This is a genomic window from Tunturiibacter gelidiferens, from assembly GCF_014201335.1.
Lineage (GTDB): Bacteria > Acidobacteriota > Terriglobia > Terriglobales > Acidobacteriaceae > Edaphobacter > Edaphobacter lichenicola_E.
The window spans coordinates 15076-39319 of the sequence record NZ_JACHEB010000018.1; the positions used below are offsets into that span (position 1 = coordinate 15076).

Below are 24244 nucleotides of genomic sequence, written 5' to 3' on the forward strand. Positions count from 1 at the left end.
TATCAATCACCGATTACAGAGTTAGGTTCAATGGCGACGGGCACGCTTGAATCACGCTCTCTGGAAGCGGAGTAAAGATAACTCTCCCCAAATGCGGGACCGCTGAGAGATCTTCCAACCAAGATAAGTGCATTTCGGTCTACTCCAGATTTCGCAACAATGTCTCGAATGGTTGCAAGAGTTCCCCGCAAAATCATCTCATCCGGCCAACTTGCTCTAAACACGACAACTACTGGACAGTCGGGCCCGTAGAGTGGCGATAACTGCGACGTCACGATGTCGAGGTTCGTAATGGATAGATGAATCGCCATTGTTGCACCCGATTGCCCGAGCGTCGCAAGATCTTCTCCAGCAGGCATTGCCGTAGACCGCGTTGAAGTTCGGGTCAAAATCAAAGTCTGCGCAACATGGGGAAGAGTTAGCTCCTGACAGAGAGCAGCGGCAGCAGCAGCAAATGACGGAACGCCAGGAGTGACGTCGTACGGAATACCAAGCGGCGCAAGGCGGCGAATCTGTTCCGCCATTGTGCTCCAGATCGACAGATCTCCTGAATGAATCCGGGCGACGTCAAATCCATTCTCGTGGGCTGCAGAGATTTCTGCGATGATCTCATCAAGATTCATCTCTGCTGAGTCGACTATGCGAGCGCCAGGTGGGGCATGTGAGATCACCTCTTTCGGCACCAAAGATCCCGCATACAAACATACTGGGGAACGGCTGATCAGATCCCTTCCCCGCAACGTAAGAAGGTCGGCGGCTCCGGGACCAGCGCCGATAAAATGAACTGTCATGGCAGCACCGCCACTGCACAAGTACAGAAACGTCCGGTCTGTCGTGGCAAAATAAGACGCGCCGCGGGCCCGAGTGAAGCCAACGCCGCTGCTTCCGCAACATTGGCGGTCCCCACTGTTGATGCTGCCAGGAGCGAATGACTTTGTACTCCACGAATATGCGAAAGAACGCTTGCCGGAAACAACACAAGTCGCAGCCCGAGAACTGCTGCAACAGCCTCTGCGATGCTTGAACACCGATCCAGCGTTGCAACCACGCTATCGGGAGCTATTTCACTCACGCATCGCTGAATAAGCTCAATCACATCCGAAGCGACGGCACGAGAAGAGCAGCCAATTCCGATCGAACAAGACATACTCATGACTTCACCACCGCCCATTGGGTAATCGGCATTAGCTGTCGCCAACCTAACGCACCGCCAACCGGCTCAGCGTGGGCAACGAGAATTCGCACAAGCTCTCCGCCGTACGATTTGTGCCACGTTGCTAAAGCCGCCTCGCTCTCAATCGTCACCGCGTTGGCAACAAGTCTTCCGCCCTTGGCAAGTCTATTCCAGCAGGCTTGAAATAGGCCATCCTTGCCGATACCCCCACCGATAAAGATTGCGTCGGGTGTAGTCAAACCATTGAGAGTTTCCGGAACGCTTCCTGCGATGACCTCCAGCCCTGGCACGCCAAGTCGTTTCGCATTCGCGAAAATTCGGGCAACTCTATCGCCGCTCCTTTCAAATGCAATACAGGAACAGGAAGAATGAGAGCGCATCCATTCAATGCCTATCGTTCCCGAGCCAGCGCCGATATCCCACAGTAGCTGACCAGGCATTGGGGCAAGACTGGCAAGCGTAACAGCACGGACTTCACGCTTTGTCATTTGGCCGTCTGTTAAAAAGAAGTCGTCGGAAAGCCCCGGAACAATCGGAATCGATCTAGTTCCGGAATCTAGACTGCACACGACAGCGATCAAGTTCAAGGCACCACACCGCTCTGTTGACCACTGCTTTGCCAAGTCGTCCCAGCGCTTCTCCGCAGTACCACCCAGATATTCGAAGACGGTTAGTTGGCTTGACCCATATCCGTTACTAGTCAGCATGCGCGCGACAGCTGCGGGCGTAGTGCCGTCTTCGGAGTAAATCACCAGCCGTTGCCCCTGATAGAGATGTCGGTGCAATTGCTCGATTGGGCGGTTTACCAGCGATATCAAGACCGTTTCCCCAATTGGCCAGCCGAGGCGCGCGCACGCAAGGGAGAACGCGGAAACTTGCGGGATAACAAAATATTCTGTTGGCTCCAATTCGCGGGTCAGTGTCACACCGATCCCAAATAACATAGGATCACCACTAGCTAAGACGGAAACTCTATTTCGTCGACGATGGTGCGTCAGAATCTCGTGCACAGCGGCGGACATAGGAGACGGCCATGCGACCTTTGTCGCCCGGCCCGTCGAAATATGAGCCAGATGGCGAACTCCACCATACAGAAATTCTGCGGACTCTACGGCTTCCTTCGCAGCCCGGCTGAGGCCCTCCCAACCGTCTTCTCCAATGCCTACGATTGATAACCAGCGCTCATTGCGATCAAACCTCGCAACTTCAGATGGAGTAGTCAGCATCGGTTTAAGCCTCATAGCTCCGGGGAGTGTAGATCATCTCCCGATCATTCGAAAGCGCAAGACTGCGAGTTGTCGAGGAACCAACGATAATCAGCGTCTGCATATCAGCGGCTGCCGGATCGAATCGTCCGAGATCTGTGATCACAATCTTCTCATCTGGTCTACCAACAGCACGGGCGAGTACAACTGGGGTCTCCGCAGCCCTATAGCTGGCGAGAATCGCCTGTGCCTCTGCTAGTTGCCATTTCCGCTCAGACGAGATCGGGTTATAGATGGCAAGCGCGAAATCAGCAGAAGCCACCGCGTGCAGTCGTTTGACGATTACTTCCCATGGCTTCAAACGATCGGATAGCGAAAGAACACAAAAATCGTGCCCTAGAGGAGCCCCCATTCTCGCGGCGGCCGCCTGCATCGCTGATACACCAGGAACAATCCTAATATCGAGAGAACGCCATACCTCGGGCCCTTCATCGACTGACTCCAGTACAGCAGCACCCATTGCGAAAATGCCTGGATCTCCGGACGAAACGACACAGACCCGCCTGCCAGCCTCCGCAAGAGAAAGGGCATGCCGTGCTCGCTCCGCCTCTACCTTGTTGTCCGAGCCGAAACGTCGTTGGCCAGATCGAATCGGGACGCGGTCCAGATACCGCTGGTAGCCCACCAAATCAGTCGCTTCCGCTAGTGCTTGCTGGGCCTCCGGCGTAATCCATTCGTCGGCACCAGGACCCAGTCCGACAACCGTAATCCGGCCTGCGTCTTTCACGGGATTGCCGATCCGGCTCTGGCGCGAATCTGGAACCAGGATAAGCGAAAAGTAAGGAACGCTTGCCGGATCTACGTCGCTCAGTTTGGCTATCCGTTCCTGGCTCATAGTTGCGCGTTCAATGTACAGGGCCTTGTCGAGAACGCCTGCCCTGGACAGCGCATTTTTTACCTTCGAGAAGTTGCGACCAAGTTTCATGATCGCGAAAGCGTCATATGAATTTAGTCTAGCGGCCAACAAATCTTCAGAAAGAGTGGCGGGGAGCAACGTTAGCTGTGAATCCCTTCGAACAAGAGGAGTCGCGAGCCTCGCCGCGGCGGCCATCACCGATGGTATTCCGGGAATTACTTCGGTGAGAAAGCGGTGAGCAAGTCTGTCGTGAAGATACATAAAAGACCCATAGAGAAACGGGTCGCCCTCACAAAGAACGGCCACATCGCGCCCAATAGAAAGATGAGCGGCAATCTGCTCAGCCATCTCGTCATAGAACTCCGCGATGATTGCCTCATACTCCCCACTCTGATCTGTCGACTCGGTTGTGATCGGGTAGATCATCGGTAGCTCAATCTGCTCGATTGTCAACTCCGAGCTCACGATGCAGCGGGCATTACTTTGGCCGCGCTTGGCCATTGGATATGCAACTACCTGAGCCTGTCTGATGGTACGCAGGGCCTTGATAGTGATAAGTTCTGGATCGCCAGGTCCAAGTCCCACACCAAATAGTCGGCCTGGCATCGTGCTCTTGATCATTCTTCCTCACTCGCCAGAGCGTTGACGGCAGCTGCCGCGATGGCGCTTCCACCTCGACGACCTCGTATCGTCAAATAAGGAATATTTTGTCTGTTAGTTTCAAGAGCTACTTTGGACTCCGCAGCGCCCACAAAACCAACCGGAACTCCAATGATGAGCGAAGGGGGCGGCGCGCCGTCTTCGAGCATTTCAAGCAAGTGGAACAAAGCGGTCGGTGCGTTTCCGATCACAACAACAGAACCGCCTAGTCTCTCGCGCCAGAGTTCCAGCGCCGCCGCACTTCGGGTCGTTCCGAATCTACTCGCTAGTTCGACTGTGCGCGGATCATTGAGCGTGCAGATCACTTCATTGTCTTGGGGAAGTCTGGACCGCGTGATCCCATTTGCTACCATATTTGCGTCACAATAGATGGGCTTTCCCGCAAGGAGCGCCATCTCACCAACTTCAATCGCTGTTGGTGACGCGGCAACATACTGTGGCAAGTCCGTCATCCCACACGCATGGATCATTCGCACAACAACGCGGGCGAGACGAGGGGAAAAAGCAGATAGATCTGACTCCGCCCTAATGATCTCAAAGGATTCTCGATAGATCTCTTGGGCACTTTTTTTATAGGTCATCATCGTGAAGAAACCTCAGAGCCCATTTCCGACCGAGATGCAAGGACTGCGTCCATGGCAGATTCACGAGAACAATTCGACGCTATAAACCGCCCACCAATCCGCAAGTCATAGCCCGAAAAAGTTGCGACTAACTCGGCTGTCGCACCGTTTCGCATAGCACACTGCTTTTCGCATCCTGAGATGTTGACTGTCCATCCGGGCTTCCCAGCCTGACCAGACAGCAAGTGCGCCAGGAGAGACGCGTCATTCCGCACATCAGCCAAAGACGCATCACAGCCGGTTCCTGCACAGACAAAGACTCCTCCATATCCACTTCTGTTATCAAGCGACAAGCCCGTGGCTTGGAGCCTTGCAGCAACTCGACGAATCGCACATTCGGGAATGGATCCGATTATGATGCCTCGCCACGGGGCCAGCCGAAGATCTCCATCCCATTCCGTTGCGATTGAGGCAATGCACTGTGCCTGGGCTGACGTCAGCCGCCCGAGAGGAACTGAGGGCACCAAGTTTACGAAACCGGCCTGCTTCGTCAAATAAACTCCTAGAGGCACTTCGGCCACAGACTTACAGTCGTTCGAAGAAGGACAGTCCACCAGAAAGTGAGATAGTTCACTAAGCAGATGGTTCATAGCCTGCGGCATTGATGCAATTTTTCTTGCCCTTGCAGGCACGTCGAACTTTTTCGAAATATAGAGGCATACCTGTGCCGCCTCCAGAAGGCAGTCAACTGCCTTCTCAATCGTTACGCCGAAGCCCGAAAAAATACCGCCGATCGATAGACGAAATAAATGAGAATTGTCGACCGTTATCACTCGCAAGGCCAAGTCGTCATTTTCATGGCTAAACCAGCTTCCCCCGCTATCTATAGCAAAGCTGAACTTGGGCGGTAGACCAGCCATCTCTGGGTCTTTGGTAATGCGGCTATCCAACTCTCGAACAAACGGCCGCGAATCTAAAATCTCGTCGAAGCCTAAACCGGCGAAAGGGTTTGTCACTACATTGCGAACGCGGTCGTGACTCGATGAAGGCAGAAAGCCTGCGGAATCAAGTCCCCGACGCAAATAGTTCAAATTCTTATTTAGAATGGCCCTCATCTGCAGATTTGAACGTGAAGTGATCTCCACATGTGCATCTGAAAATGCGGCGGAAAGTTCGGCAATAGCAGAGAGTTGGCTGGGAACAATCATGCCACCCGGAACTCTAATCCGAGTGAGTAGGCCATCCTTCGCCTGAACGGCATGAAGAATTCCAGGGCAGAAATTCTCTCCAACTCTCATCGCAGAACTTTCTTTCTTAGCTAGCGGTAAAAACGAACCGCTTGAAGATCACGTTCGGGTATCTCGTCGTTGTGTTCCAACCCGAACATAGAACCACCACTACTACTGTCCTCGCAGAGGTCTTAGCTTTTCAAACCTACACAATCACCACCCACAGCCTAGATGGGGATTAACGTTCTTGTCGCCACAAGAGGAGTGGGGAAACACAGCCTTGAGATACGCTGTGATCACCCGGCCTTTCCCTCGGAGGCGTGTGCAATTCGGCCCATATGGCCAGCGTTTACGGCAGGTTTTCGGACTTACAGGCTGCCTATTCACTCCAGCTTCCCAGTTCACAATCAAACCAGTGCCAATATGGAGTTTTCGTTCCTGATTACCGCTGCGGGGCAGTTCCGGGCTCTCACCGGATTCCCTTTCAGCCTGCTTCTAAAAGCAGACACCGGAAACAACTTGAGTATAGACCAGATAAATATTCCTAACAACGTGAGACATCGTCACTAAGCGATAGATGTCAACGCTTTGTCACGAGCGCTATCCCACTCTCGCATCGACTACGATCCGGGAAGTTACGCAGTGACGTCCCGAATCGAATAGACGGAATAGTGGTTTCTGGATCCTGGTAGAGATGACAATACTTCATAGGCCAGAGATAGTCCGCCACAAAAAATCAGCTCCGTACGCGATCCGGCATAGACTAACGGAATCTCACTTTGGATTGACGTACCATGCCCGCCCAGCTAATATAGCTGACTCTTCTACCTGAGCTGATTTCCGGTCATGCCCAAACACATCTCTGATCCTGCGCGTTCTCCCGCACGCCTTAGAGGACATCTGCTTCGAATCCTTGGGGTAGGCTTTGGGATAGCCGTCATCATTGGCGACACAATTGGCAGCAGCATCTTTCGTACCCCTGGTGAGATTGCAGCGCACTTAGGGAACTCAACATTCATTATCGCAGCATGGGTCATCGGTGGCGTGTATGCGTTTTTTTGTACGCTGGCGGTGACTGAGTTGGGGACCATGCTGCCGCAGGCCGGGGGCTGGTATGTCTATTCTCGCAGGGCGTTCGGCGATTACGGTGGATTCGTTGTAGGTTGCAGTGATTGGATTATGCAGTCGGTTGCGATCGGATACTTAGCAGTCGCTTTTGGCGAGTTTGCCTCTGAGTTTCACCCGGCGTTGCGAGGACACGTCAAGCTTGTAGCCATCGCCTGCACATGCCTTCTGATGCTGCTGAACTGGCTTGGTCTGCGGACCGGCTGCCGGACCCAGCAGCTTACCAGTCTGATCAAGGCGCTAGCGCTTATCGGATTTGTTATCGTCTGTTTCGTTGGGGCGTCTGGTTCGGCTCGGGTCGACACTTCTGTGGTCCCGAGTTTTCTGACGCTTCCGAAGGGAGGTATGCTGCTGGCGGTCGTGATCGCGTTGCAAGCGGTTGTGGTCACATACGACGGCTGGTATGCAGCAATTTACTTCGCGGAAGAAGATGAAGATCCAACGAGGAATTTGCCGCGCTCGTCGATCGGCGGAGTGTTGGCGTGCGTCGTTATCTTCCTGCTGGTGAACGGCGCTCTGCTTCACGTTCTGCCGATGCACCAACTGGCGACGTCACAGATTCCTGCTGCGGACGCGGCCAAATTGATCATCGGCGGGCGGGGGAAGGACGTCATTCTTCTTGTATCGATGCTAGCAGCAATCAGCACGATCAATGCGTCGCTGATGATTTCTCCGCGAATCCTCTTCGCTATGGCGCGGGATGGCCTGATGCCACGGCAGATGACGTTTATCAACAAGGGGGGTACCCCGACTGCACCGCTGTTGCTTTGTACGGCAACGACGGTAGCGCTGGTCTTGATCGGCAGCTTCGAGACGCTAATCGCGGTCGCCTCATTTCTCTATGTCGCTGTTTATCTGTCGGGCTTCTCGGCGCTGTTTGCCTTGAGAAAGCGGGAGCCGGAACTTTCGCGGCCCTTCAAGATGTGGGGGTACCCTTGGACAAATCTGGGTGTTCTTGTTGCTTCGGCCGTCTTCCTGCTGTTGTCTATCGTCGCGGATCCCAAGGACGCCTTTTTTACTTTGGTGATGGTCGCCTTGAGTTATCCGGTTTACTTTTTCGCTGTAGTAAAGAGCAGACGGGTGCCACACCCGTTCCCAGTGATCAATCCAACGGATCCCTAGCTGCGTGGTCGACCAGTGGGAATCGACGGTCGCCTTGCCTTTAGATCATTCGTGGTCTGGAGTAGATGGTGGCCCGGGCAGGAGTCCAACCTGCGACCTTCGCGTTAGGAGTGCGCTCCATACTCTTCTGCGTGATGCGTTGAGATGCGTCTCAGCACGCGCGAACATTATGTATTTACTATCAGTTGGCGTGTTTACTTGGAAGGTATCAGACGCACCGAGATGCGCCGAAAGCCGAGCCGAAGTATCACAAAAGTATCACGTCATGGGGTACAGTATCCGTGAGGGCAATCCCATATGGCTAGGCAAGCAAAGAAGATAACGGGAATCTACGAACGGGTTGAAGGATCTGGGATTTGGCACGTTCAGTATCGGCTTCCTGCCACCGACATCGGCAAGCCTGGGAAGTTGATTCGCAAACGAATCGGGACACGCCAACAGGCAATCGACTACATAAACAAGGTGAGGCACGTCAGAGCCTCAGGTGATGGAATCGTACCCGCTACAGCCACGGAACCAGTCAGGACGGCGGCAGAGGCCAAGGAACATACTCATGGAGTTCTGTTCGGCGTTCTGTGCGATGGGCTCGTGAAGCACATAGCCAAGAATCCCTCCGAATACAAAGACCAGAGGAACCCGCCCCAGCGCATCAACCGTATCAAGGGTGCGTTTGGTGACAGGCAGGCCGCCTCCATCCAGCCCTATGAGATCAACGAATGGCTAGATACCGAGTTGGCGGGGCTGGCCCCTGCGTCGAAGAACCGATACAAGGCAATGTTCTCCGCCATCTTTACATTTGGAGTGGAGGGCAAACACAGGCTCCAGACGAATCCTGCCAGAAGCCTCAAGCAAAAGAAGGTCAAAACTGCTTTGATTCGGTTCCTAGAGCCAGAGGAAGAAAAGAGACTGAGGTCCGTTTTAGAGAAAGATGTAGACGCGTGTGGGCCAAGGAATCAACAGCTGCGCAAACGCATGCTCCATCGCATCTACGAACTTGACGTGGCAATCGGGACAGGAATGCGCAAGGGTGAGCAATACAGTCTTGTATGGCCCGATGTTCATCTTGAGAAGGGTGAATTGGTAGCGAGGGACACGAAGAACGGTACTGATAGGAAAGTTCTATTGATACCCAGCGTTGTGAAGGCGCTCAGAGCACTTAAGGCGCTTTCACTGACACGCAAGAGGAGGTCCAACGATCTGCCGAATCCCTCCCCTGCTGACTCCGTGTTTGGCATCGGTGACAACAAAAACTGGTTCGGATCTGCTTTGAGACGAGCCAAGATAAAAAACTTCCGATGGCACGATCTGCGCCATACATTCTGCTCAAGGCTAGCGCAGCGTGGAGCAAGCCTAAAGGTAATTCAGGAGGCAGCCGGCCACAAAACGATTGCTATGTCTGCACGGTATGCGCACATGGACAAGACTTCCCTGCTTAAGGGTCTTGCTCTTCTAGAAGATTGAACAGTGAACCACATTCTGTGGATAACTGAGACCTGAATACCCCAGTAATGGGCTGTCTATACGCTTGCGTCAGGCTATAATGGCGTTACTCTGCTCAAAGTGCTCGCTTCTGGTGCCTTGGAGGTAAATGTTCGACTGATTCGTGAATTTGGCGATAGGTCGCCACGGAGTTATCTCATCAACGGATGAGGTACGCCCTTCCCGGCAGGTGTTTAGACCACCTTACCGGGTTGGATCGCATTTATCACATAACAGGGGCTTTACAGCCCAAGGAGCAGTTACATGACAAAAATTACAGTAAATCGTAGCGCAGTCAGCGGAAAATTTGTCACACCTCAGTACGCTAAGAGCCATCCGAAGACGACAGAAACTGAGCACTACAAAACAACACCAAAGAAATAACTTTGCTTTAATTTGGCGCTTGGGTACATGCCCAAGCGCCTTTTTTTGTCTGTTACCCACCACGGGTAGAGTTCGAGTATAGCCAATGTCTGCCCGTTGTGCACAGATAAACAAGTTACCTGTTGATAACTAGGTACGCAATTTCCTCTATTTTCGCTTTTTGTTCGTCTATACTCTTCTCATGAGACGCATCTGGAAACTCCCAGCCGAGCTAAGTCGCGCGGATCAATGCCCATCCTGCATGAGGCTGATACGACCGGCAGGGAAAGTGCGTTTGACCTCGGACTACTCACGATGCCTTCATTGTGGTGCCGTCTACGCCACGGTAGACATCTGGGGAAAAAGCAGATCCACGTCGCACAAGTGAGTTCATTCGCCTATGCCCGTCGTGAAGATGTTTTTCAAGGAAACGATGATGCGATACAGCGTGTGCTTCCTTCAGGGAAACACGCTCATCGGCACCCATTGGAAGTTCACTGACCCGGAGATGATCATCAGTCTTATGGAATCGGCCAACTGCCGGTTCAGAGACATTCAGTTGGTGAGGCAGCAACTGAAAGAGCGGAAGCCAGGATCAATTGATATCGAGTTGAGCCAGGAGCAGTTCGATAGGCTTAGAAGTCGGAAACAGAAGATTCAGCGGAAAAACTGAGGTGAAACATGGTTGAACCTCAAATCACTATAAAGAGTGTCTGCTTGGCTCTCCCAGTCATCAGAATCGTGTGCAGATTATAAAAGAGGTAAAGAATATGCCAGTACAAAATGATGCCCTACTAGCCCCCTTGAATATTGAGAGGATGCCAGCGTGTGATGAAAGATTGGATCTCGCCCTAAAGTTTTTGAAGGCAGCTGGTGAGTGCGTTAACACATGGGGTCCTGCCAGGACGAGCACGAGTCGTGCTGATCTTCTGTGGACATATAACGCGATGGTGAATCATAGCAACAAGTGCGAAAAATGTAACCAAGCTTAAAACAAGAGGATTCTCAATGTCGGGCATCCGACAAACACGTACCTTTGCTTCAAATAAGCTCTTGCGCCTGAGGTTTCTACCCGCGAAGAGGATTTGTGCCCCAACGTTTCTCCGGAAACCCAATGCAAGTGACGCTTGGGATTTGTGTACGGTGCAGTCAAATCATAGTGATTAACAGAAACGGATATAGAAAAAGTTGAGAAGATCCATGTTTGTCGTTATTCTCTTTCTTGCGCAAAGACGACTTCGAGTATGAGTTAACTTTTTTGAAAGACTGGTCAACTTCGCCATGATTTATAGACTTGCATTCCTTCATACGAAAGATGGATACCTCAAAATCACAGCCGCTGCTAAGGGTGCCCCCACTCTGACATCCATCCATCTGAACCCTGGAGTTTTCGGAGTAGCGGCTAAGATAGCGAATCTCTCAGCTGAACAGGTAGAGGATCTCAGTTGGACAGCAGAACGAGCCTGGAATAATGACGATATAGACGTGTGCTGTGAGGCTATCGAGTTGGATGCTGATCAGCTGAAGAGTCTAGGGTTTATAGAAGATTGGCGCAGAATCGCTTAGCCACCAGCAATCCTTAGATCGTCTGAACAACATCCAATCCTATTACATGGCCCTGGTCTAGCATTCTGGTGTCTGTGATTCCCGCAACGAGGTCTGAGATGATAATTCCAATAGATGACAACCAACTTCCAATGCCACCGAACACTGTGACGGTGAGCGATCCTGTAGTGACGGGGGTTGATCCTGTGCCGGATGAAATCATCTGTATAGAAAGCAGCAAAGAAGGTTACAGTGAAGGCGGCCTTAGCGGAGAGGCCACCGCCGACACAGAGCCATTCCTGTCGCGTAAGCGCACAGATGAAGAGATCGCCGACTACGATGAACGGATTCGAGTGTGGGCAGAGCGGGGGACAGAATGACGACACCAAAAGTCAGGCTTGGCAACGGGGATGGGCTGAGGCTCAAGAATAAGCACAGATAAGGAAAACCAGGCTACTGCCGACTGCATCACACGAGGCAGCACGTGGAAGTGAGCCGCAGGTGTAGATCCGCACGCCACTCCCGAGCACGCCCACCCCCTGTGGCTCAAAAATGAAACACAAATCTCACACCGAATTGGAATCGGACCTTTTAGCGTCCGAGGCCAGATATCGAGACCTCGTCAAAGAGACTTTAGCCGTTGGACGGCGCGGGCCAATTGATTTATCTGGATTTGTGGAATTGCGGCAACTAGATAGCAAAAGACGCGAGACCTTAAGAGAAACCAATAGGCTTCTATCTGAGTTATGGAAGGCTCCGATGATGGAGATTGTCTTAACTTGCGTGAGCTGTGGAAAGTCGGAGAGCGTGAAAGATAGCCCTGAAGACACGCGAGATGCAAAGTGTAAGAATTGTGGAGAATCAATGGTTCTCAAGCGGCACCCAGGAAATTTAACGGCCACCTAAAGCAGGTGTGTGTACACCGGAGGTCAAGATGTCCGACCCAAATCACGCCGAACTGATCAATCAGATTCACCTTTCCGAGTGTGAAATAGAAGCACTCAGAGCTAAGATCGCTAATACTGATGAATCATCAGTGAACCCCGCAGATTTCTCCGTAATGCGAAATGAACAGGAAGAGCATCGCCAGCGCATACTCAAATGCAAGTCTGAAATCGATCAAAACAAATACGCAGGGTAAAGCCATTGCTATCTGCTACGCTGTCTCCATCATGGCGAAAGCACGTAATAAAGCCGAGCATCTTACCCTGCCACTTGTCCCACCCACTCCCCCAGCGATGCCACAGATCGGAGACCGGGTGATCCCTGTCGGGTCTGACACTGAATGGAAGATTACGAGCGTCCGCTCTGAAGTCAAGTTCGTTGATCTTGAACTCCCAGGCACGTACTTGACTCGATTTCGCCAGGATGTCAGCACTCTGAAGGGGTAAGTTGCATTTGTGTTTTTCTATCTGTGGGTGGGTCGTCCTAGTCACCAACGTGATCGGCTTCACTGCCTTAGGGTTAGGCAACTACGGGTAGATCGTCAAGCTTTGACTCTGCAACATAGCTCGCCATTGCCTGAGCGAGTTGGGAGTCTACCTCGTCTGCTATCGCCATTACTCCCACCAAGACCAGACTGAAGTTCACTCTGTACAGATTATTTTGCAAGGTCTGAAAGATGCTTACCTGCAACATTCGCGATTCTTCCACCATCATTGCTGCCGTATAGCCCTGCCTACGTCGGTCTAGCCCATGCTGAGTTGCGGAGGCGGACACCAAGGCACGCGTACCCAATGGTAGCGGATAGCGAAGACGACAAACAAGGTCGCTGAATAGGTTTGGAAGGTGAGCGGTACGGTCTTTATAACCCAGGGGGACAGTAATGATGTCAGGCTCAAGTTCAACACGCAGAAGCCAATCACTGATTGTCGCTTGCGTCTCCTCTTCGAGGATATCGGCAACACTCGCTATAACTCGCGCAGGAATTGCCCCCTGTTTCAGCCGTCTCCTGATCAGGTCAACCAGCATGACTAGCGACATCGGTTTCACCAGAACATCATCCGCTTGGAGCAAAATCGCCTCCGCAGCTTCCTTCATTGCGGGATGCGAACTGAGGATGAGCGTTACGGCTCTGGGATTGGCATGGCGCATGGCACTGACAACTGTAAGGCCGTCGCCTGCCCCAGGCATGTGCAAGTCACTTAAGAGAACGTCGAAAGTCTGAGAGCCTATAAGGCCGAGAGCATCGTTGACATTCGCAGCAACGACGACTTGAAAGCCACTATTTTCAAGAATCTCACCAAGCGTTTCGCGGATGGTTTCGTCATCATCAACCAACAGTATCTTCGGCGTAGCCAATATCTCATCGTCTACGACAGAGTGCTCTATTTTCGTATGGGGCATTGCTCACCGTGGGATTGGATACTCTACTTCCCACACGATTAGATTCAGATAGTTGAAATTCAGTTGCCAACTGCAAGAAAAGAAGCTCAGCCCATGCAGACTAATGCGAAGAGATATGACTCTCTGACCTTCAATATTACTACCCTTCATATCTTACGCTTTGATCTCAGATGGCTTTACTGGGAGCAGCTTTGCTAGCCGACGCTTTCTTAGTAAGAACCGACTTCACAACAGCTTTCTTTGCTGCCTTCCGAATTGCTCTCTTCGATTTAGCCCAACGCAATTTCTGTGCCGCTGCTATCCTTGCTTTGCCTTCTGCACTCATCACACGCTTGGTTGGTTCAACTGCAACCGTCTTGATAACAGACTGCGTCTGTTTAGGACGGCCAGGAGATCTCTTCACTGCGGTTCTTGACAATATCGCCTTAGCCTGCTCCAGACGTGAAATCTCTGAGTCGATTTCTTGAAGAATGCTTGCTGTGTCCAATGGAACCCTCCGTATAGAGGTTACCTTATGCGGCTAGCAACAAAATGAATGCTTGTTACGCGGCTACTCTTCGGCAAAAGAAGATGCTGGAGAAGTTAGAGCCGATTTGGGCGAAAGCGCAGGAAGTTGTGCTTCTCCACGCTGATTTTCTGAAGGCCACTGGGGTGTAGTGAGGTTGTAGTAATGATTATTGTTGTTGATGACTGTTTGGGAGGGCGGCTGGGGAGGAGCCCCTCTCAACGTCACATATACAGCCAAAGCACCCACAACTAGAGTCGATATTGCCAAGACAACCGCTTCCATTTGGGTCATACTCTTCTTCCTCACATATGAGATGACTTTTCAGGTGTTGAAGGAGATAATCAGCACCCGAAAATATTTCGCGGTCGACTTAACTCACCTACCCGCTATCCCAAGTCTAGAGGCCGGAGGCACGTCTAAGGTACATCTATCTTTGTGGAAACCACGATTATGTTGCTAATTTGGTAAAAAACCCCTGTTTACACGGCATCTAGCCTTTGTATAAAGCTCGAAGAAAGTTCTCACCAATTGGTGTCTCAATTCAAGTTCTCCAACCTCAGGGGCCTTTTCGGTATTGTTCAAACAAAAAAGAGCCTCCATCACCTGAGAAGATGATGGAGGCCGTGTTGCTAGTTATTACGCGTGCTGCTGAAGTGCTACCAGGGACGGGCTGGAAGCCTGCACGGTGCTGTAGCCTGAGTAGCGAGAGAACATACGGAAACCTACCTCACGCGTACCTGCATAGAGTTCATTGAACCGCTGAATGGTGTTTCCACCATTGACCGAACGGAGTGTGTAGGCTGCGCCTAGGTCACCGAAGATGATGCTCTTTGAAGCTGCCACCAATCCAGTCATGTCCTGATTGACCAGCACAGGTCGGTTGAAGAGGGACAGAACATTGTCCTGTCCAGCTGGCTGGATGAGAGGACGAGCAAACGAGTCAGTCGTACCGAGCATGAGTTGAGTCCGCACGCTGTTATGCATTACCCACGATGCCGAACCCAGGTACGCTGGCTCAAGAGCAGAGTATGCCTCTAGTACCTCTTCGTATGCCAGCAAAATTGGGCTAGCAGTGGTTGCCTTCACCACAGCAGCGGTGAGCAAGCTGTCAAAGTTGGTTGCACCATTGGTAATCGCACCCGACACACCGCGAGTCATACGCGCATTGAACAAACCAGTGAGCCATGATTGAATATCCCACGCCGAATCATTGAGGAGTTCATAGGAGACTTTGACGATTTGGGAATCAAAGAGGCTGGTGTTATTCACCTTGCCGCTTACCGAAGGGTCAAGCTCACTGCTGGTAACCGCTTCTCCTACAATAACCGCCTTTGCAGTAACGTCATCCGAACTGGAAACCGTAAGAGGTCCACCATTGGACAGGTTCAACTGTCGCAGCGAACCAATGTAATTCCCAGAACTCTTCAAAGTCTGATGGAGTACGTTGTCAATCTGGCTGGGCACAAGCACATTGCCCCCAGTAATCGGCGTTGCAATCGGCCCTGCACCCAGGTCACGAGTAGCCATATCCATTTTCAGAAATGAACGATTCTCAGCGGAAGTGTTGCCGTAACGAACCCACTCATTGAAGGCAGCGATGGAACGGGACTCAGCTTCGGTGCTGTTCACAGTGCCAGTGCTGAGGATGGGTGCAGTTGCAGCAGTACGCTGTTCCTGCTCAATCTTCTCCAGACGACGCAGGGATTCAATCTGTGCAGTGTGCGAGTCAATGCTAGCGAGAATCGTATCCAGTTTGCTGCGCTCTTCACCCGTAAGGCTGGTTTTGTCTTTGGTGATGGCCGTTGCTTCATTGGTCATACGTGCGCGTGCTTCAATCAAGTTGCTAAGCATAAAATTTATACTTTCTGCCTCATCTATGGAGGGCTTAGGTGGGGAAATCGCAGGACTGCACACGACATTTTTTGATCGTCTGCACTCAACCGCGGAATTGTGAGGATGGTGTAAGGAGGCAGCAGATTCGCTGGTCCAATGATGCTTTTAGTACTTAGTAGCTTGCTTTGCGCTTAGCGATTTCCAACAGTGCTAATCTAACGTCCTGCCCTTCAGCCTCAGTAACAGAAGCAAGGGATCTAGTCGCCACAGAGGTGTCTGGATATGCGGGAAACGTGACTACTGAAGTTTCCTTGAGGTTTATCTGTTCCAATGTTCGGACCCTCTGACCACCATGATCTTTGGCCCAACTGTCCCGCACTGCCACAAAACCGAAAGAGCAAGATCTGACATCCTGCCTACGAATAGATTCAACCAGATCGTTGGCTTGTTGCGTATTGGGCAGAAGACAAGAGAATCGCAGTCCCTTCGCATCTTGTGTGAGAGTCAGGGTCTTCGGTGCTCTACCGAGTACGTTGCTGCTGTCATGGTCACGTAGCATCAAAACGTCTGGGTTGGTTTTAAGGCTCTCATCGAGTGCTGTTGGTGCCACTACCTCCACAAAGCCGCCCAGGTCCACTGATCGGCTATTCCAAACGATTGCATAGCCCTCTAGCCACTTACCTTCTGGCGTATCAGCCACTCGAAGCTCAGTCGAGTGGGGGTTGAATCTGGTTTCTTTATTCATTGTTGTTTCCTTCTGTGGATGTAGGAGTATCCGTAGGAGCAGTGTTACCGGTAGGAGTCACCGTACCGTCTGCACTCACAATCGCCATATTTACGGGAATGAGAAGAGAATCACCCATTACACCCTCAATTGGGTTACGTCCTTCGATCACTCGTGATTCATTAATTGTTAAAGTGCCCCACTGTCTACCAAGTGCAACCGCAGTTGCGGTCTGCTCAGGATTGCCTTTCAGCAAGTCAGCAAAATCGAAGCAAGCGTGTAAGGTTGGATCAATTGGACGCAATATCTTGAGGTAAATCTGTGCCTCGATGCGCTTTGCCAGAGGTCTAAGAACAGATGTGACTAAATCCTGCCTCAACTCCTGCAAGTTGCCACTGGTGAGTTTGCTGGTATCACCCAGCAGCCATACTGGAATTCTCCACACGGAGGCAACAAGCTCACGAAGAAAAGCTCTAGTCTCAATCATCTGGCTTGATTGTGGGTCAAAAGCCAGCACCTTGACATCCATATCTTGGTCCATTACAGCGGTTCTGTGCTGACTGTCTCCACTCTGCAACTCTTCGAAGTCGCGACGCATCTTTGTCTTGTCTTCGGGCTTGACCTTTCCTACCGTCTTCAAAATCACAGGAGGGACAGAATTATTATTAAAATATCGAGCACTAAATCTAGCTACGGCAAGGTTGGAACCGAGTAATTGAGCACACTGTCGAACAGGACTTAGACCAAGAACACCGTCACGACTGTTGAGTTTGATCTGCAGAACCTGATTCTCAGGCAGGACTACCTGTCCCTTGGCTGATTGAACTCGGTATTCTAAGGCGCCTGTGATAAGCCGGTGAACCTGGACGATGTTCGGTGGCAGACCGTAGATGCCAATCACTTTAGTACCATCTACGCTCCTCACAATCTGTGAGAAGGCATTGCCTTCAGTCATCAGGTTTGTAACAAGCTGCTCCAACCATTCAACCGATGTGGTTTGGTTGTTCGGAGCCGCACTGAACAGTTGATGGATTGGATTATCTACCTGAACAGCGTTTCCATTTGTGCTTTTCCTGACCAAGTTCAGAGGCAGGCTGCTTATAAGCTCTGATATAGCGCGTACAGCACTGTAAACCTCAGGAAGCTGCAATGCTGTCTCAGAATTAACTGTCTCTCCTGCGTCCGATTCGAAGCCTGAACGCAACCAATGCCACGCAGCCACGTTATTGACAGGCACGACTGGGGCACCGTCTGCACTTCGTTTCTCTGGGACAATTAGACCCAGCGTTTGAAATTTCATAGGTGTTCTTTCTTTGTGCAGGGCCGCCACGATGGGCTGACTAATTCCTGCGATGTTGTTTATAAACTCGATTTACTCGACTGTGCGAATTCGTCTCTCACTGTTGCCCACCGGCACCAGCGGTCGAATTCAGCATGAGTCTGACCTTCTTGTGGCCCTAGATTGCGTCTGCGTTCCATCTCTACCCGAACACGTTTCTCTTCCGCATCTTCCTTGTCACATTGGGCGAAGAATTCATCACTGGGATCAATCGATTCATTGGGGGTTGGAGCAACAGAGGTAGTAGCGCGAGATCGAGATTGGAACCCAGTTAGGATGGTCGTCAACTGCTTTAACTCTGCAACCTTGATCGTGCCAGCACGTTGCTTCACAAGCAGCTGACTAGCAATCTCTACCAACAACCTGTCCTTCTGCTCCAACGTTCCAGGAAAGGTCATGGCAACGACCTCATGCCAAGCCTTCTTGTCTGCTGCCTTCAGGTGGCTTGGTGGCTCACCTAACCCCTCGGTAGCAGGATGGGCCGCTGTAGGTTCCGCAGAAGGCAACATGTGGGAATACCGTGCCTTGTTTTGCTGGAACGTGCCCGACAATTTGAGTTCTTCCAGCGTTTTGCGTGGTCTAGCCATGCTGGTTTCCTTTAGTTGGTTAAGTGGATCGTTTGATCCTGTCCCACAAAATGTATTAGAATGAATCACATAGACCTTAAATCTCTTTGTTTGTTGGGTGAAACGGACAAAAACGACAGTCGTTGTTTAAGGCTGTAAGCCATTGAAAATAAAAAGTTCTGTTTTGTTTAGGCGGATTTTTGCCTTGGGCGTCGGTCTCACCCCTAACGTGTTCGCACGTTCGTTTCACCCCTACCGGCCTGGTGTCACTGCTTTTGATCTACCGTCGACATTTCCGAATCTGCTTCAGCTGCATATGGTGTCGAATTCTTGACTCTCTATAATCCCCAGGAGGCCACACGGGATGAACTCACTCGGTTCCGACAACTTGACTGCATCGCAATTGGATTTTTTGAAGGAAGAATATAAGTCTTTGATTGCGTTGACGGCCGCAACCGAAGATCGGATCATGAAAGTATTCGCAGGAACCACTGCTCTGGCAGTGACCATCCTAAGTGGAGTTTGTGGATTCCTTTTTAAGACTGACCGAGTTTCCTATGGAACGGTTGAAGCATACATTGCGCTAACACCTCTACTCCTAATCTTCCCCGCCTTCCTCCTCATGATAGATCTGCGAAAAGAGCTCGGGAGGGCTGCAGCATATTTCCTCGTTTTTATCGAGGAAGCCGATTTGGGCCCTTTATGGGGCAAACGACTCCTTGCATTTCGAGACATACATTATTCCGAATCTTTAGACACTATGCCACTGACATTCTGGCTCGTCACATTAGCGTGTTCAGCTCTGTTCTCTGTTCAACTTGGTAGGACGCCCAGCAATGGGGGAATACATTATCTCGTTCTTTTTGTGGTTGCAGCATCTCTCGTCTACTGTACGAAAGATTGGAAGGAGGCCCTTGATCACTTCTCCAATTCCGCTGAAATATGGCGCCAAGTGAAAGGTCGAGAGTCGATCAAATCTCGTCCAGACATCATACAAGCGAAACCTGATACTCGAGACACCTAAGAGCGGAAGCCTCGCATCCTTAAAGATATATTCGATGCTTTGCGATGGCGGTAAGTAGGTGCGATGACCTAATCACCGAACTTGAATGTCGCCCTGTTTATGGGGGGCCAGAGTGAATTGGTCTGACACAACCCAGGGACCACGATCATCAGTGCTGACCTGCTCAACTCGCTCTTGCCTTTGTCCAATTGTGTGCGGACGATTCTTCACATTCTGCAAAGCCTGTCATCGTAGAACCAACCCTCACTTAATCCACGCGTTCGAGGTCTTCCCTAACACCTCTGTACAGCTTTCGGGCTCCATTCGTCATGGGTGGTATCTCAATTTGGTTGTGCTCAGCTTGTAAGGACATATCTGTGTTCATTGCTGTGATTCTGCTCCAGTGGTATCTAGTTTTGATGGTTCGACGAAAACCACACCTAGTAGTTCAGGTCGTGTCTTCAATGTTCTGACTTTTAGAGAGCGATTACGCTTGAGAACTTTTGCACACTCTGAAATCGAATGTTCAATAATATTTTTCGCTGTGAGTGCTCGGCGACTGGCTATGTGTCGGCGTTTGGTTTGTTTACGTGTCTCCGTCACTGTGTCTTGCCTCTCTGGTACGGGATGCTCAGCAACATTTCATTGCGAACGTGAATCAACAGATTGCAGAGAGCGAATCCAAGGTTATTGCCCTGAATTCCATAGAACCAACCCTCCATCTCGGGCTCTTCTCGAACGGAGAGGAACAACTCATCCAGAGAGTGGATAGTCTGCTTCATTTCTTCGACCTCTTCAGCATCTGTTGCCAACCCATGCTGCTTCCTCAGCAAGCTGTGAACGTAGCACTCCAAAATCTTGTAAAACTTGATTCCCTCTTCGTGCTCCGTGGCCGCATCCGCCATGATTTGATTGACGAACTCAATCTCTACCGTGAGGCGTTTTGCAAGAGTCCACTGAATGTCGAATTTCGTTTTATTCATGGCTCACCATGCTGAACTCCTATTTGGTTGGGTTGGGGGCTTGCACAGTATGCGCAAAAAATACAGGGAATCTCGAATGCTAGTCAGACGGGATTCCCTGTGAAAGAAATGAAAAAACAGAAGCCACTCTGCTCTCCTACTAATACGTAGTGAGAATTTGGAAAATATTCCTGCTGTGATCGAAAATAGTTGACTTATTTTGGTGTGGAGCCTGGAGGTTTACTCAATGGATAATCAACAATGGATAATCAACAATGGATAATCAATAATGTAATAATGTAATAATGTAATAAGTAATAATGTAATAAGTAATAATTATTAGAGAGAAATTTAATGATAGGTAAATCACTTAGAATGTTATATTTATAGAAAAAGCTCAGTGTGGTATAACACACTGGAACAGAGATGGAGAGGCAGAAAGTATCCTTTATGTTGAGTGTTCCGCCCCGTCCCCACCCCGTACCGTATACCTATAAAACCCGCGTCTTTATTGGGTAATATTATCTTCATCTACCTGTCCAGTGTCCTCAAATTCGTATGGGTCAAACCCGTGTTTTCTGGTGTGTTTTACCACACTCGGTGAAATTGTTTGGTTTTTGGCTATAATCTGAGCCTTAAGAATAGCCAATTCAGCCTTAGCCTCATCAGCCTCAGCTCTAACCTTAGCCAGTTCAGCGTCCTTCGGAGCATTCAACTCCTTGGCTTGCCGTGCGGCCTCTACTTGGTCAATGACTCTACCTGTCCTAGGATCTGTGCAAAAGTACATCCACGAGCGCCCCTCACTCCTGTAGTGAAGCAAACTACGCTTCTTTAGTTCCGTCCTTGACCTCGATACTTCCTTGCTGCTTATCTTCCTATCGCCCCAACTAGGATGATTTGCAATCTGATCATCGGCTAGAAGTACACAACCAGGTCTTTTCCGATTGTGCTGCATCAAGCAATGGAGGAGCAGGAGTAAGTCAAAACTGAAAACCGTAAGCTGTGGGCGGAGTTCGATGAGTCTGTCCGGTACTTGAAAGTATGTGAATCCAGACTCTTTTAGGTAGATGCTCGGCATTAGAGGTAACCTCCTTGCGACTTCTTCGCCACATAAGCCGACATAATCTCCCGCACCCTCGTGAGCTGTTTGGAAACAGCGCCCTGCGTTATTCCCGAGTCAGTTTCAATCTGCTTTTGTGTCAGAGCTTGGAGATAGTACATTCGCGCAACGGGCTGCAACTCCACAGGCAATGCTTCGATTAGCTCACCCCATTGGGAACTTCGTTCCTCGAAAACATCTTTGCGGAACTCGAAATCTGGTTCATCGTCGTGGAAGTAGCCATTCCTCGCTGTCTCTGAGGCGTCATCAAATCTGCTTTCTTCTTCACCATCCGAATTTAGATACTCAACACACAAGCAAGTCTCTTGGTGTTTTGTAAGCTTTACTACTTCGCCTTTACGCGTCTCTGCTAGTGCCCGATATACATAGTGGCAAGGCTTATCCAGGCGTCTTACTTCTTTGTGCTTACCAAATCCATCCCGCATTTTCTGAAGGGTTTCCATCATGGTCACTACGAATTCCGAAGCAGAGTCATCAACCTCATCCGCTAGCCAAAGCTTGGTTGCAACCGTGGTTCTACCCATCCGCTCATGGACAAAGTCATACAGGGCTCGGATGAATGACGGCTGAGTGCTTGGGTCCTCAAGCCATAAAAAGTAGGCTTTATCAAGCTCTTTATCTGCTTCCGCATCGGTGTCATGAACCACAGAAATCTCGAACTTCGGGTCTGAAGATGACACATCTACGCGCGCCGCAAAGTCATCCTCCTCGTTCAGTTCATCGTCTTCAGTTCCAGCAACAGGACCAGCAACCTCGAAGCTGCACTGTTCAACGTCCGTGTCAGTTGCTTCTTCCAATTCTTCTTCGGAGAGGTGAATAGCAAGCTCTTCATCGGTGAACACGTTGCCGAATGTATTCAAGTTATTTCCAAGGAAAGGAGCAGGACGCTGGTTATTGTCGTGTAGGTATCCACGGAACGAATACTGAACCGCACGTAGCCGCTGGTAGCGTCCTTCCTCTGCATTGGTGAGTTCACCGCGTTCATCGCTGAGGAGGCAGTCAACAATTCCTACTGACAACCAAGGACCAGGAGAATAAGAGGCAGGTCCAACCATTTTGTACTTCTTTGATTCATCTGGATGTTCGTATTCGACATGCTCTGATGCCCATAGGAAGGGCAGAATTAAGCTATGCGGGGTTGCTGACGTTTCAGCAGGGTTCGGCAACAGCCAATTCATTCTGAGGGCTGCTACGGCCAAGTCGATGGGTGGAGTTGTAATTACTGCTGTGGCCAAGTGGTTTTCTCTTTCAAAAGTGGAAAAGTTAAATAGGTGTCCTCATGCCCTCTAGGGGACAGTGGACGCATCAATGGGTTCAGGTGGTGGGCTAGGTCACAGTGTCAGTGCCAAGGTCCATGTGGTCCTTGAGAGCAAACTTCTCCAACTCGGAGGCCGGAACCATAATGCGCCGACCCATCTTGCGAGTTTTTAGCTGCCCACTAGCTACGAGGCCATCCAGACTGCGCAAACTCAAGCCGATGGACCAGCTTGCTTCTCGGCGTGAATAGAGAAGCTTGGTAACGCCTGTGAAATTTGGGTCAGCTGCGGCGGATATGTCGAACGTGAATGAATCGTCAGAAAACAAAGACACTTCAGGCATTGGTGATTTTCCTTGGAAATCATTGGTGGATGTTCGTGGACGGTTGCACAGAAGACACCTGTGCTCAAACACGCACACGTATTCATCTGCCTTTGTGATTCAGTTGTGGGGGATTGTCTGCATATAGTGGCAGATACACTTGGTTGCTGCGCTCCGTCTCAAGCCCCTTCCATAGGCGAGACTGCCTTACGCTGGCGCTGCGTGTCATTCTTTGGCTTCCCCGTTCGGTAATTCATCACGAAGTTTGGGTTAGCTCAAAAGCCTTGACAATGGCTTTGGTGCGGTTTGGTTGGCATTGTCCTTTCATCTTGCTAAGCTGCGTTGCGGTCAATACTGCTCAATTGTGCTGCGCTTGCCCTGTCATGCCTAGTCAAGCCACGTCACGTCTTTTCACGCCACGTCCAGTGTTGACACATCACGCCATGTCCCCTTCAGTCGAGGGATGCATTCATAATGCTATGAGTGGGGCTTGATTGTCAATGTTTATTTTTCGGCAGGGAACAAGCGTCTGCGCCAAAAGGCGAGTGCTTGCGTCAACAATCCATACCTTACAGCCTCAAAAGAGTGAAGTCAAGATAATTTCATCGCCGTCGGAGATGGTCGATTCATTCTTTATTTGGCCCTAGACACGACAGTGGTTGAGTATCACAAAAGTATCACCAAAGCACACACACCATCCCCGTCGAGACTTTGAGTTTCGATGAAAGTGGCTTGTCTATTGGGTGTTTGTGGTGGCCCGGGGCAGAGTCCAACTGCCGACCTTCGCGTTAGGAGTGCGCTGCTCTATGCAACTGAGCTACCGGGCCACGTTTTGGTAGTGTATCGCGTAGGTTATTGGTGTTGCGGTGGTAAACTTGAGGGTG

General features: G+C 50.6%; 23 protein-coding genes, 1 tRNA gene and 1 riboswitch. Of the genes, 6 read left to right on the forward strand and 18 right to left on the reverse strand.

Annotated elements, in window-relative coordinates; all coding sequences use genetic code 11:
- Positions 1 to 2 precede the first annotated feature (2 nt).
- From cobM to cobG, 6 genes are read right to left on the reverse strand one after another with little or no spacing between them, the layout of a single operon-like run.
- Complete coding sequence (gene cobM, locus HDF14_RS25375; protein ID WP_183981557.1) at positions 3 to 791, reverse strand: precorrin-4 C(11)-methyltransferase; 789 nt, start codon at positions 789 to 791, stop codon at positions 3 to 5.
- The gene (locus HDF14_RS27800) at positions 788 to 1171 is read right to left on the reverse strand and encodes a cobalamin biosynthesis protein (RefSeq protein ID WP_406707274.1); all 384 of its coding nucleotides are present in this window, start codon (positions 1169 to 1171) and stop codon (positions 788 to 790) included. Before HDF14_RS27800 ends, cobM begins: the two co-directional genes overlap by 4 nt.
- Positions 1150 to 2415, reverse strand: a complete 1266-nt coding sequence (gene cbiE, locus HDF14_RS25385; protein WP_406707276.1) for a precorrin-6y C5,15-methyltransferase (decarboxylating) subunit CbiE — start codon at positions 2413 to 2415, stop codon at positions 1150 to 1152. Before cbiE ends, HDF14_RS27800 begins: the two co-directional genes overlap by 22 nt.
- Positions 2405 to 3916, reverse strand: a complete 1512-nt coding sequence (locus tag HDF14_RS25390) for a precorrin-2 C(20)-methyltransferase (RefSeq protein WP_183981559.1) — start codon at positions 3914 to 3916, stop codon at positions 2405 to 2407. The genes cbiE and HDF14_RS25390 overlap by 11 nt, the downstream gene beginning before the upstream one ends.
- A complete protein-coding gene (locus HDF14_RS25395) occupies positions 3913 to 4539 on the reverse strand; it encodes a precorrin-8X methylmutase (RefSeq protein WP_183981560.1) in 627 nt (208 codons plus the stop codon). Before HDF14_RS25395 ends, HDF14_RS25390 begins: the two co-directional genes overlap by 4 nt.
- Entirely contained in the window at positions 4536 to 5816 is a 1281-nt protein-coding gene (gene cobG, locus HDF14_RS25400) for a precorrin-3B synthase (RefSeq protein ID WP_183981561.1), read from the reverse strand. The genes HDF14_RS25395 and cobG overlap by 4 nt, the downstream gene beginning before the upstream one ends.
- A gap of 267 nt (positions 5817 to 6083) precedes the next feature.
- Positions 6084 to 6275: riboswitch (cobalamin riboswitch) on the reverse strand.
- Between the two features lie 318 nt (positions 6276 to 6593).
- On the opposite strand from cobG, the gene HDF14_RS25405 reads away from it, so the two are divergent.
- The 5 genes from HDF14_RS25405 (at position 6594) to HDF14_RS25425 (ending at position 12522) form a co-directional block, all read left to right on the forward strand.
- Positions 6594 to 7994 (forward strand): APC family permease, encoded by a 1401-nt coding sequence (locus tag HDF14_RS25405; RefSeq protein ID WP_183981562.1) that lies wholly within the window; start codon positions 6594 to 6596, stop codon positions 7992 to 7994.
- A 408-nt stretch (positions 7995 to 8402) separates the two neighbouring features.
- Positions 8403 to 9455 (forward strand): tyrosine-type recombinase/integrase, encoded by a 1053-nt coding sequence (locus HDF14_RS25410; RefSeq protein WP_183981563.1) that lies wholly within the window; start codon positions 8403 to 8405, stop codon positions 9453 to 9455.
- Positions 9456 to 10269: 814 nt separating this feature from the next.
- The gene (locus HDF14_RS25415) at positions 10270 to 10509 is read left to right on the forward strand and encodes a hypothetical protein (RefSeq protein WP_183981564.1); all 240 of its coding nucleotides are present in this window, start codon (positions 10270 to 10272) and stop codon (positions 10507 to 10509) included.
- 991 nt (positions 10510 to 11500) lie between these two features.
- The gene (locus HDF14_RS25420; RefSeq protein WP_183981565.1) at positions 11501 to 11761 is read left to right on the forward strand and encodes a hypothetical protein; all 261 of its coding nucleotides are present in this window, start codon (positions 11501 to 11503) and stop codon (positions 11759 to 11761) included.
- Positions 11762 to 12315: 554 nt separating this feature from the next.
- Positions 12316 to 12522: a hypothetical protein gene (locus HDF14_RS25425; RefSeq protein ID WP_183981566.1), complete on the forward strand. Its 207-nt coding sequence runs from the start codon at positions 12316 to 12318 to the stop codon at positions 12520 to 12522.
- A 323-nt stretch (positions 12523 to 12845) separates the two neighbouring features.
- On the opposite strand, the gene HDF14_RS25430 is transcribed toward HDF14_RS25425, so the two are convergent.
- The 7 genes from HDF14_RS25430 to HDF14_RS25460 form a co-directional block, all read right to left on the reverse strand.
- Positions 12846 to 13727, reverse strand: a complete 882-nt coding sequence (locus HDF14_RS25430) for a response regulator (RefSeq protein ID WP_183981567.1) — start codon at positions 13725 to 13727, stop codon at positions 12846 to 12848.
- A 166-nt stretch (positions 13728 to 13893) separates the two neighbouring features.
- Positions 13894 to 14214 (reverse strand): hypothetical protein, encoded by a 321-nt coding sequence (locus tag HDF14_RS25435; protein WP_183981568.1) that lies wholly within the window; start codon positions 14212 to 14214, stop codon positions 13894 to 13896.
- A gap of 63 nt (positions 14215 to 14277) precedes the next feature.
- On the reverse strand, positions 14278 to 14526 hold the full coding sequence (locus HDF14_RS25440) for a hypothetical protein (RefSeq protein WP_183981569.1): 249 nt from the start codon (positions 14524 to 14526) through the stop codon (positions 14278 to 14280).
- A gap of 345 nt (positions 14527 to 14871) precedes the next feature.
- The gene (locus tag HDF14_RS25445) at positions 14872 to 16086 is read right to left on the reverse strand and encodes a phage major capsid protein (protein ID WP_260698603.1); all 1215 of its coding nucleotides are present in this window, start codon (positions 16084 to 16086) and stop codon (positions 14872 to 14874) included.
- 154 nt (positions 16087 to 16240) lie between these two features.
- Positions 16241 to 16813 (reverse strand): HK97 family phage prohead protease, encoded by a 573-nt coding sequence (locus tag HDF14_RS25450; RefSeq protein WP_183981571.1) that lies wholly within the window; start codon positions 16811 to 16813, stop codon positions 16241 to 16243.
- Positions 16806 to 18092, reverse strand: a complete 1287-nt coding sequence (locus tag HDF14_RS25455; RefSeq protein ID WP_183981572.1) for a phage portal protein — start codon at positions 18090 to 18092, stop codon at positions 16806 to 16808. The genes HDF14_RS25450 and HDF14_RS25455 overlap by 8 nt, the downstream gene beginning before the upstream one ends.
- A gap of 59 nt (positions 18093 to 18151) precedes the next feature.
- The gene (locus HDF14_RS25460; protein ID WP_183981573.1) at positions 18152 to 18718 is read right to left on the reverse strand and encodes a hypothetical protein; all 567 of its coding nucleotides are present in this window, start codon (positions 18716 to 18718) and stop codon (positions 18152 to 18154) included.
- 343 nt (positions 18719 to 19061) lie between these two features.
- Between HDF14_RS25460 and HDF14_RS25465 the strand changes: the two genes are divergently transcribed.
- Positions 19062 to 19721: a hypothetical protein gene (locus HDF14_RS25465; protein ID WP_183981574.1), complete on the forward strand. Its 660-nt coding sequence runs from the start codon at positions 19062 to 19064 to the stop codon at positions 19719 to 19721.
- A 578-nt stretch (positions 19722 to 20299) separates the two neighbouring features.
- Here HDF14_RS25465 and HDF14_RS25470 read toward each other — a convergent pair.
- From HDF14_RS25470 to HDF14_RS25490, 5 genes are all read right to left on the reverse strand, one after another.
- Positions 20300 to 20683, reverse strand: coding sequence for a hypothetical protein (locus HDF14_RS25470; protein ID WP_183981575.1), 384 nt, complete (start codon positions 20681 to 20683; stop codon positions 20300 to 20302).
- Between the two features lie 487 nt (positions 20684 to 21170).
- The gene (locus HDF14_RS25475) at positions 21171 to 21740 is read right to left on the reverse strand and encodes a hypothetical protein (RefSeq protein ID WP_183981576.1); all 570 of its coding nucleotides are present in this window, start codon (positions 21738 to 21740) and stop codon (positions 21171 to 21173) included.
- Positions 21740 to 23017 (reverse strand): sigma-70 family RNA polymerase sigma factor, encoded by a 1278-nt coding sequence (locus HDF14_RS25480; RefSeq protein ID WP_183981577.1) that lies wholly within the window; start codon positions 23015 to 23017, stop codon positions 21740 to 21742. Before HDF14_RS25480 ends, HDF14_RS25475 begins: the two co-directional genes overlap by 1 nt.
- A 91-nt stretch (positions 23018 to 23108) precedes the next feature.
- Positions 23109 to 23381 carry a hypothetical protein gene (locus HDF14_RS25485; protein ID WP_183981578.1) on the reverse strand — a complete coding sequence of 91 codons (273 nt, stop codon included), beginning with the start codon at positions 23379 to 23381 and terminating at the stop codon, positions 23109 to 23111.
- Positions 23382 to 24110: 729 nt separating this feature from the next.
- Positions 24111 to 24187 (reverse strand) — tRNA-Arg (locus HDF14_RS25490).
- Between the last annotated feature and the right edge of the window lie 57 nt (positions 24188 to 24244).

Bases quoted from the DNA above. Each gene is read 5' to 3' on its own strand.
- cobM (WP_183981557.1), bottom strand. From the start codon at position 791: ATGACAGTTCATTTTATCGGCGCTGGTCCCGGAGCCGCCGACCTTCTT.
- HDF14_RS27800 (WP_406707274.1), bottom strand. From the start codon at position 1,171: ATGGGCGGTGGTGAAGTCATGAGTATGTCTTGTTCGATCGGAATTGGC.
- cbiE (WP_406707276.1), bottom strand. From the start codon at position 2,415: ATGAGGCTTAAACCGATGCTGACTACTCCATCTGAAGTTGCGAGGTTT.
- HDF14_RS25390 (WP_183981559.1), bottom strand. From the start codon at position 3,916: ATGATCAAGAGCACGATGCCAGGCCGACTATTTGGTGTGGGACTTGGA.
- HDF14_RS25395 (WP_183981560.1), bottom strand. From the start codon at position 4,539: ATGATGACCTATAAAAAAAGTGCCCAAGAGATCTATCGAGAATCCTTT.
- cobG (WP_183981561.1), bottom strand. From the start codon at position 5,816: ATGAGAGTTGGAGAGAATTTCTGCCCTGGAATTCTTCATGCCGTTCAG.
- HDF14_RS25405 (WP_183981562.1), top strand. From the start codon at position 6,594: ATGCCCAAACACATCTCTGATCCTGCGCGTTCTCCCGCACGCCTTAGA.
- HDF14_RS25415 (WP_183981564.1), top strand. From the start codon at position 10,270: ATGATGCGATACAGCGTGTGCTTCCTTCAGGGAAACACGCTCATCGGC.
- HDF14_RS25420 (WP_183981565.1), top strand. From the start codon at position 11,501: ATGATAATTCCAATAGATGACAACCAACTTCCAATGCCACCGAACACT.
- HDF14_RS25425 (WP_183981566.1), top strand. From the start codon at position 12,316: ATGTCCGACCCAAATCACGCCGAACTGATCAATCAGATTCACCTTTCC.
- HDF14_RS25430 (WP_183981567.1), bottom strand. From the start codon at position 13,727: ATGCCCCATACGAAAATAGAGCACTCTGTCGTAGACGATGAGATATTG.
- HDF14_RS25440 (WP_183981569.1), bottom strand. From the start codon at position 14,526: ATGACCCAAATGGAAGCGGTTGTCTTGGCAATATCGACTCTAGTTGTG.
- HDF14_RS25445 (WP_260698603.1), bottom strand. From the start codon at position 16,086: ATGCTTAGCAACTTGATTGAAGCACGCGCACGTATGACCAATGAAGCA.
- HDF14_RS25450 (WP_183981571.1), bottom strand. From the start codon at position 16,813: ATGAATAAAGAAACCAGATTCAACCCCCACTCGACTGAGCTTCGAGTG.
- HDF14_RS25455 (WP_183981572.1), bottom strand. From the start codon at position 18,092: ATGAAATTTCAAACGCTGGGTCTAATTGTCCCAGAGAAACGAAGTGCA.
- HDF14_RS25460 (WP_183981573.1), bottom strand. From the start codon at position 18,718: ATGGCTAGACCACGCAAAACGCTGGAAGAACTCAAATTGTCGGGCACG.
- HDF14_RS25465 (WP_183981574.1), top strand. From the start codon at position 19,062: ATGAACTCACTCGGTTCCGACAACTTGACTGCATCGCAATTGGATTTT.
- HDF14_RS25470 (WP_183981575.1), bottom strand. From the start codon at position 20,683: ATGAATAAAACGAAATTCGACATTCAGTGGACTCTTGCAAAACGCCTC.
- HDF14_RS25475 (WP_183981576.1), bottom strand. From the start codon at position 21,740: ATGCCGAGCATCTACCTAAAAGAGTCTGGATTCACATACTTTCAAGTA.
- HDF14_RS25485 (WP_183981578.1), bottom strand. From the start codon at position 23,381: ATGCCTGAAGTGTCTTTGTTTTCTGACGATTCATTCACGTTCGACATA.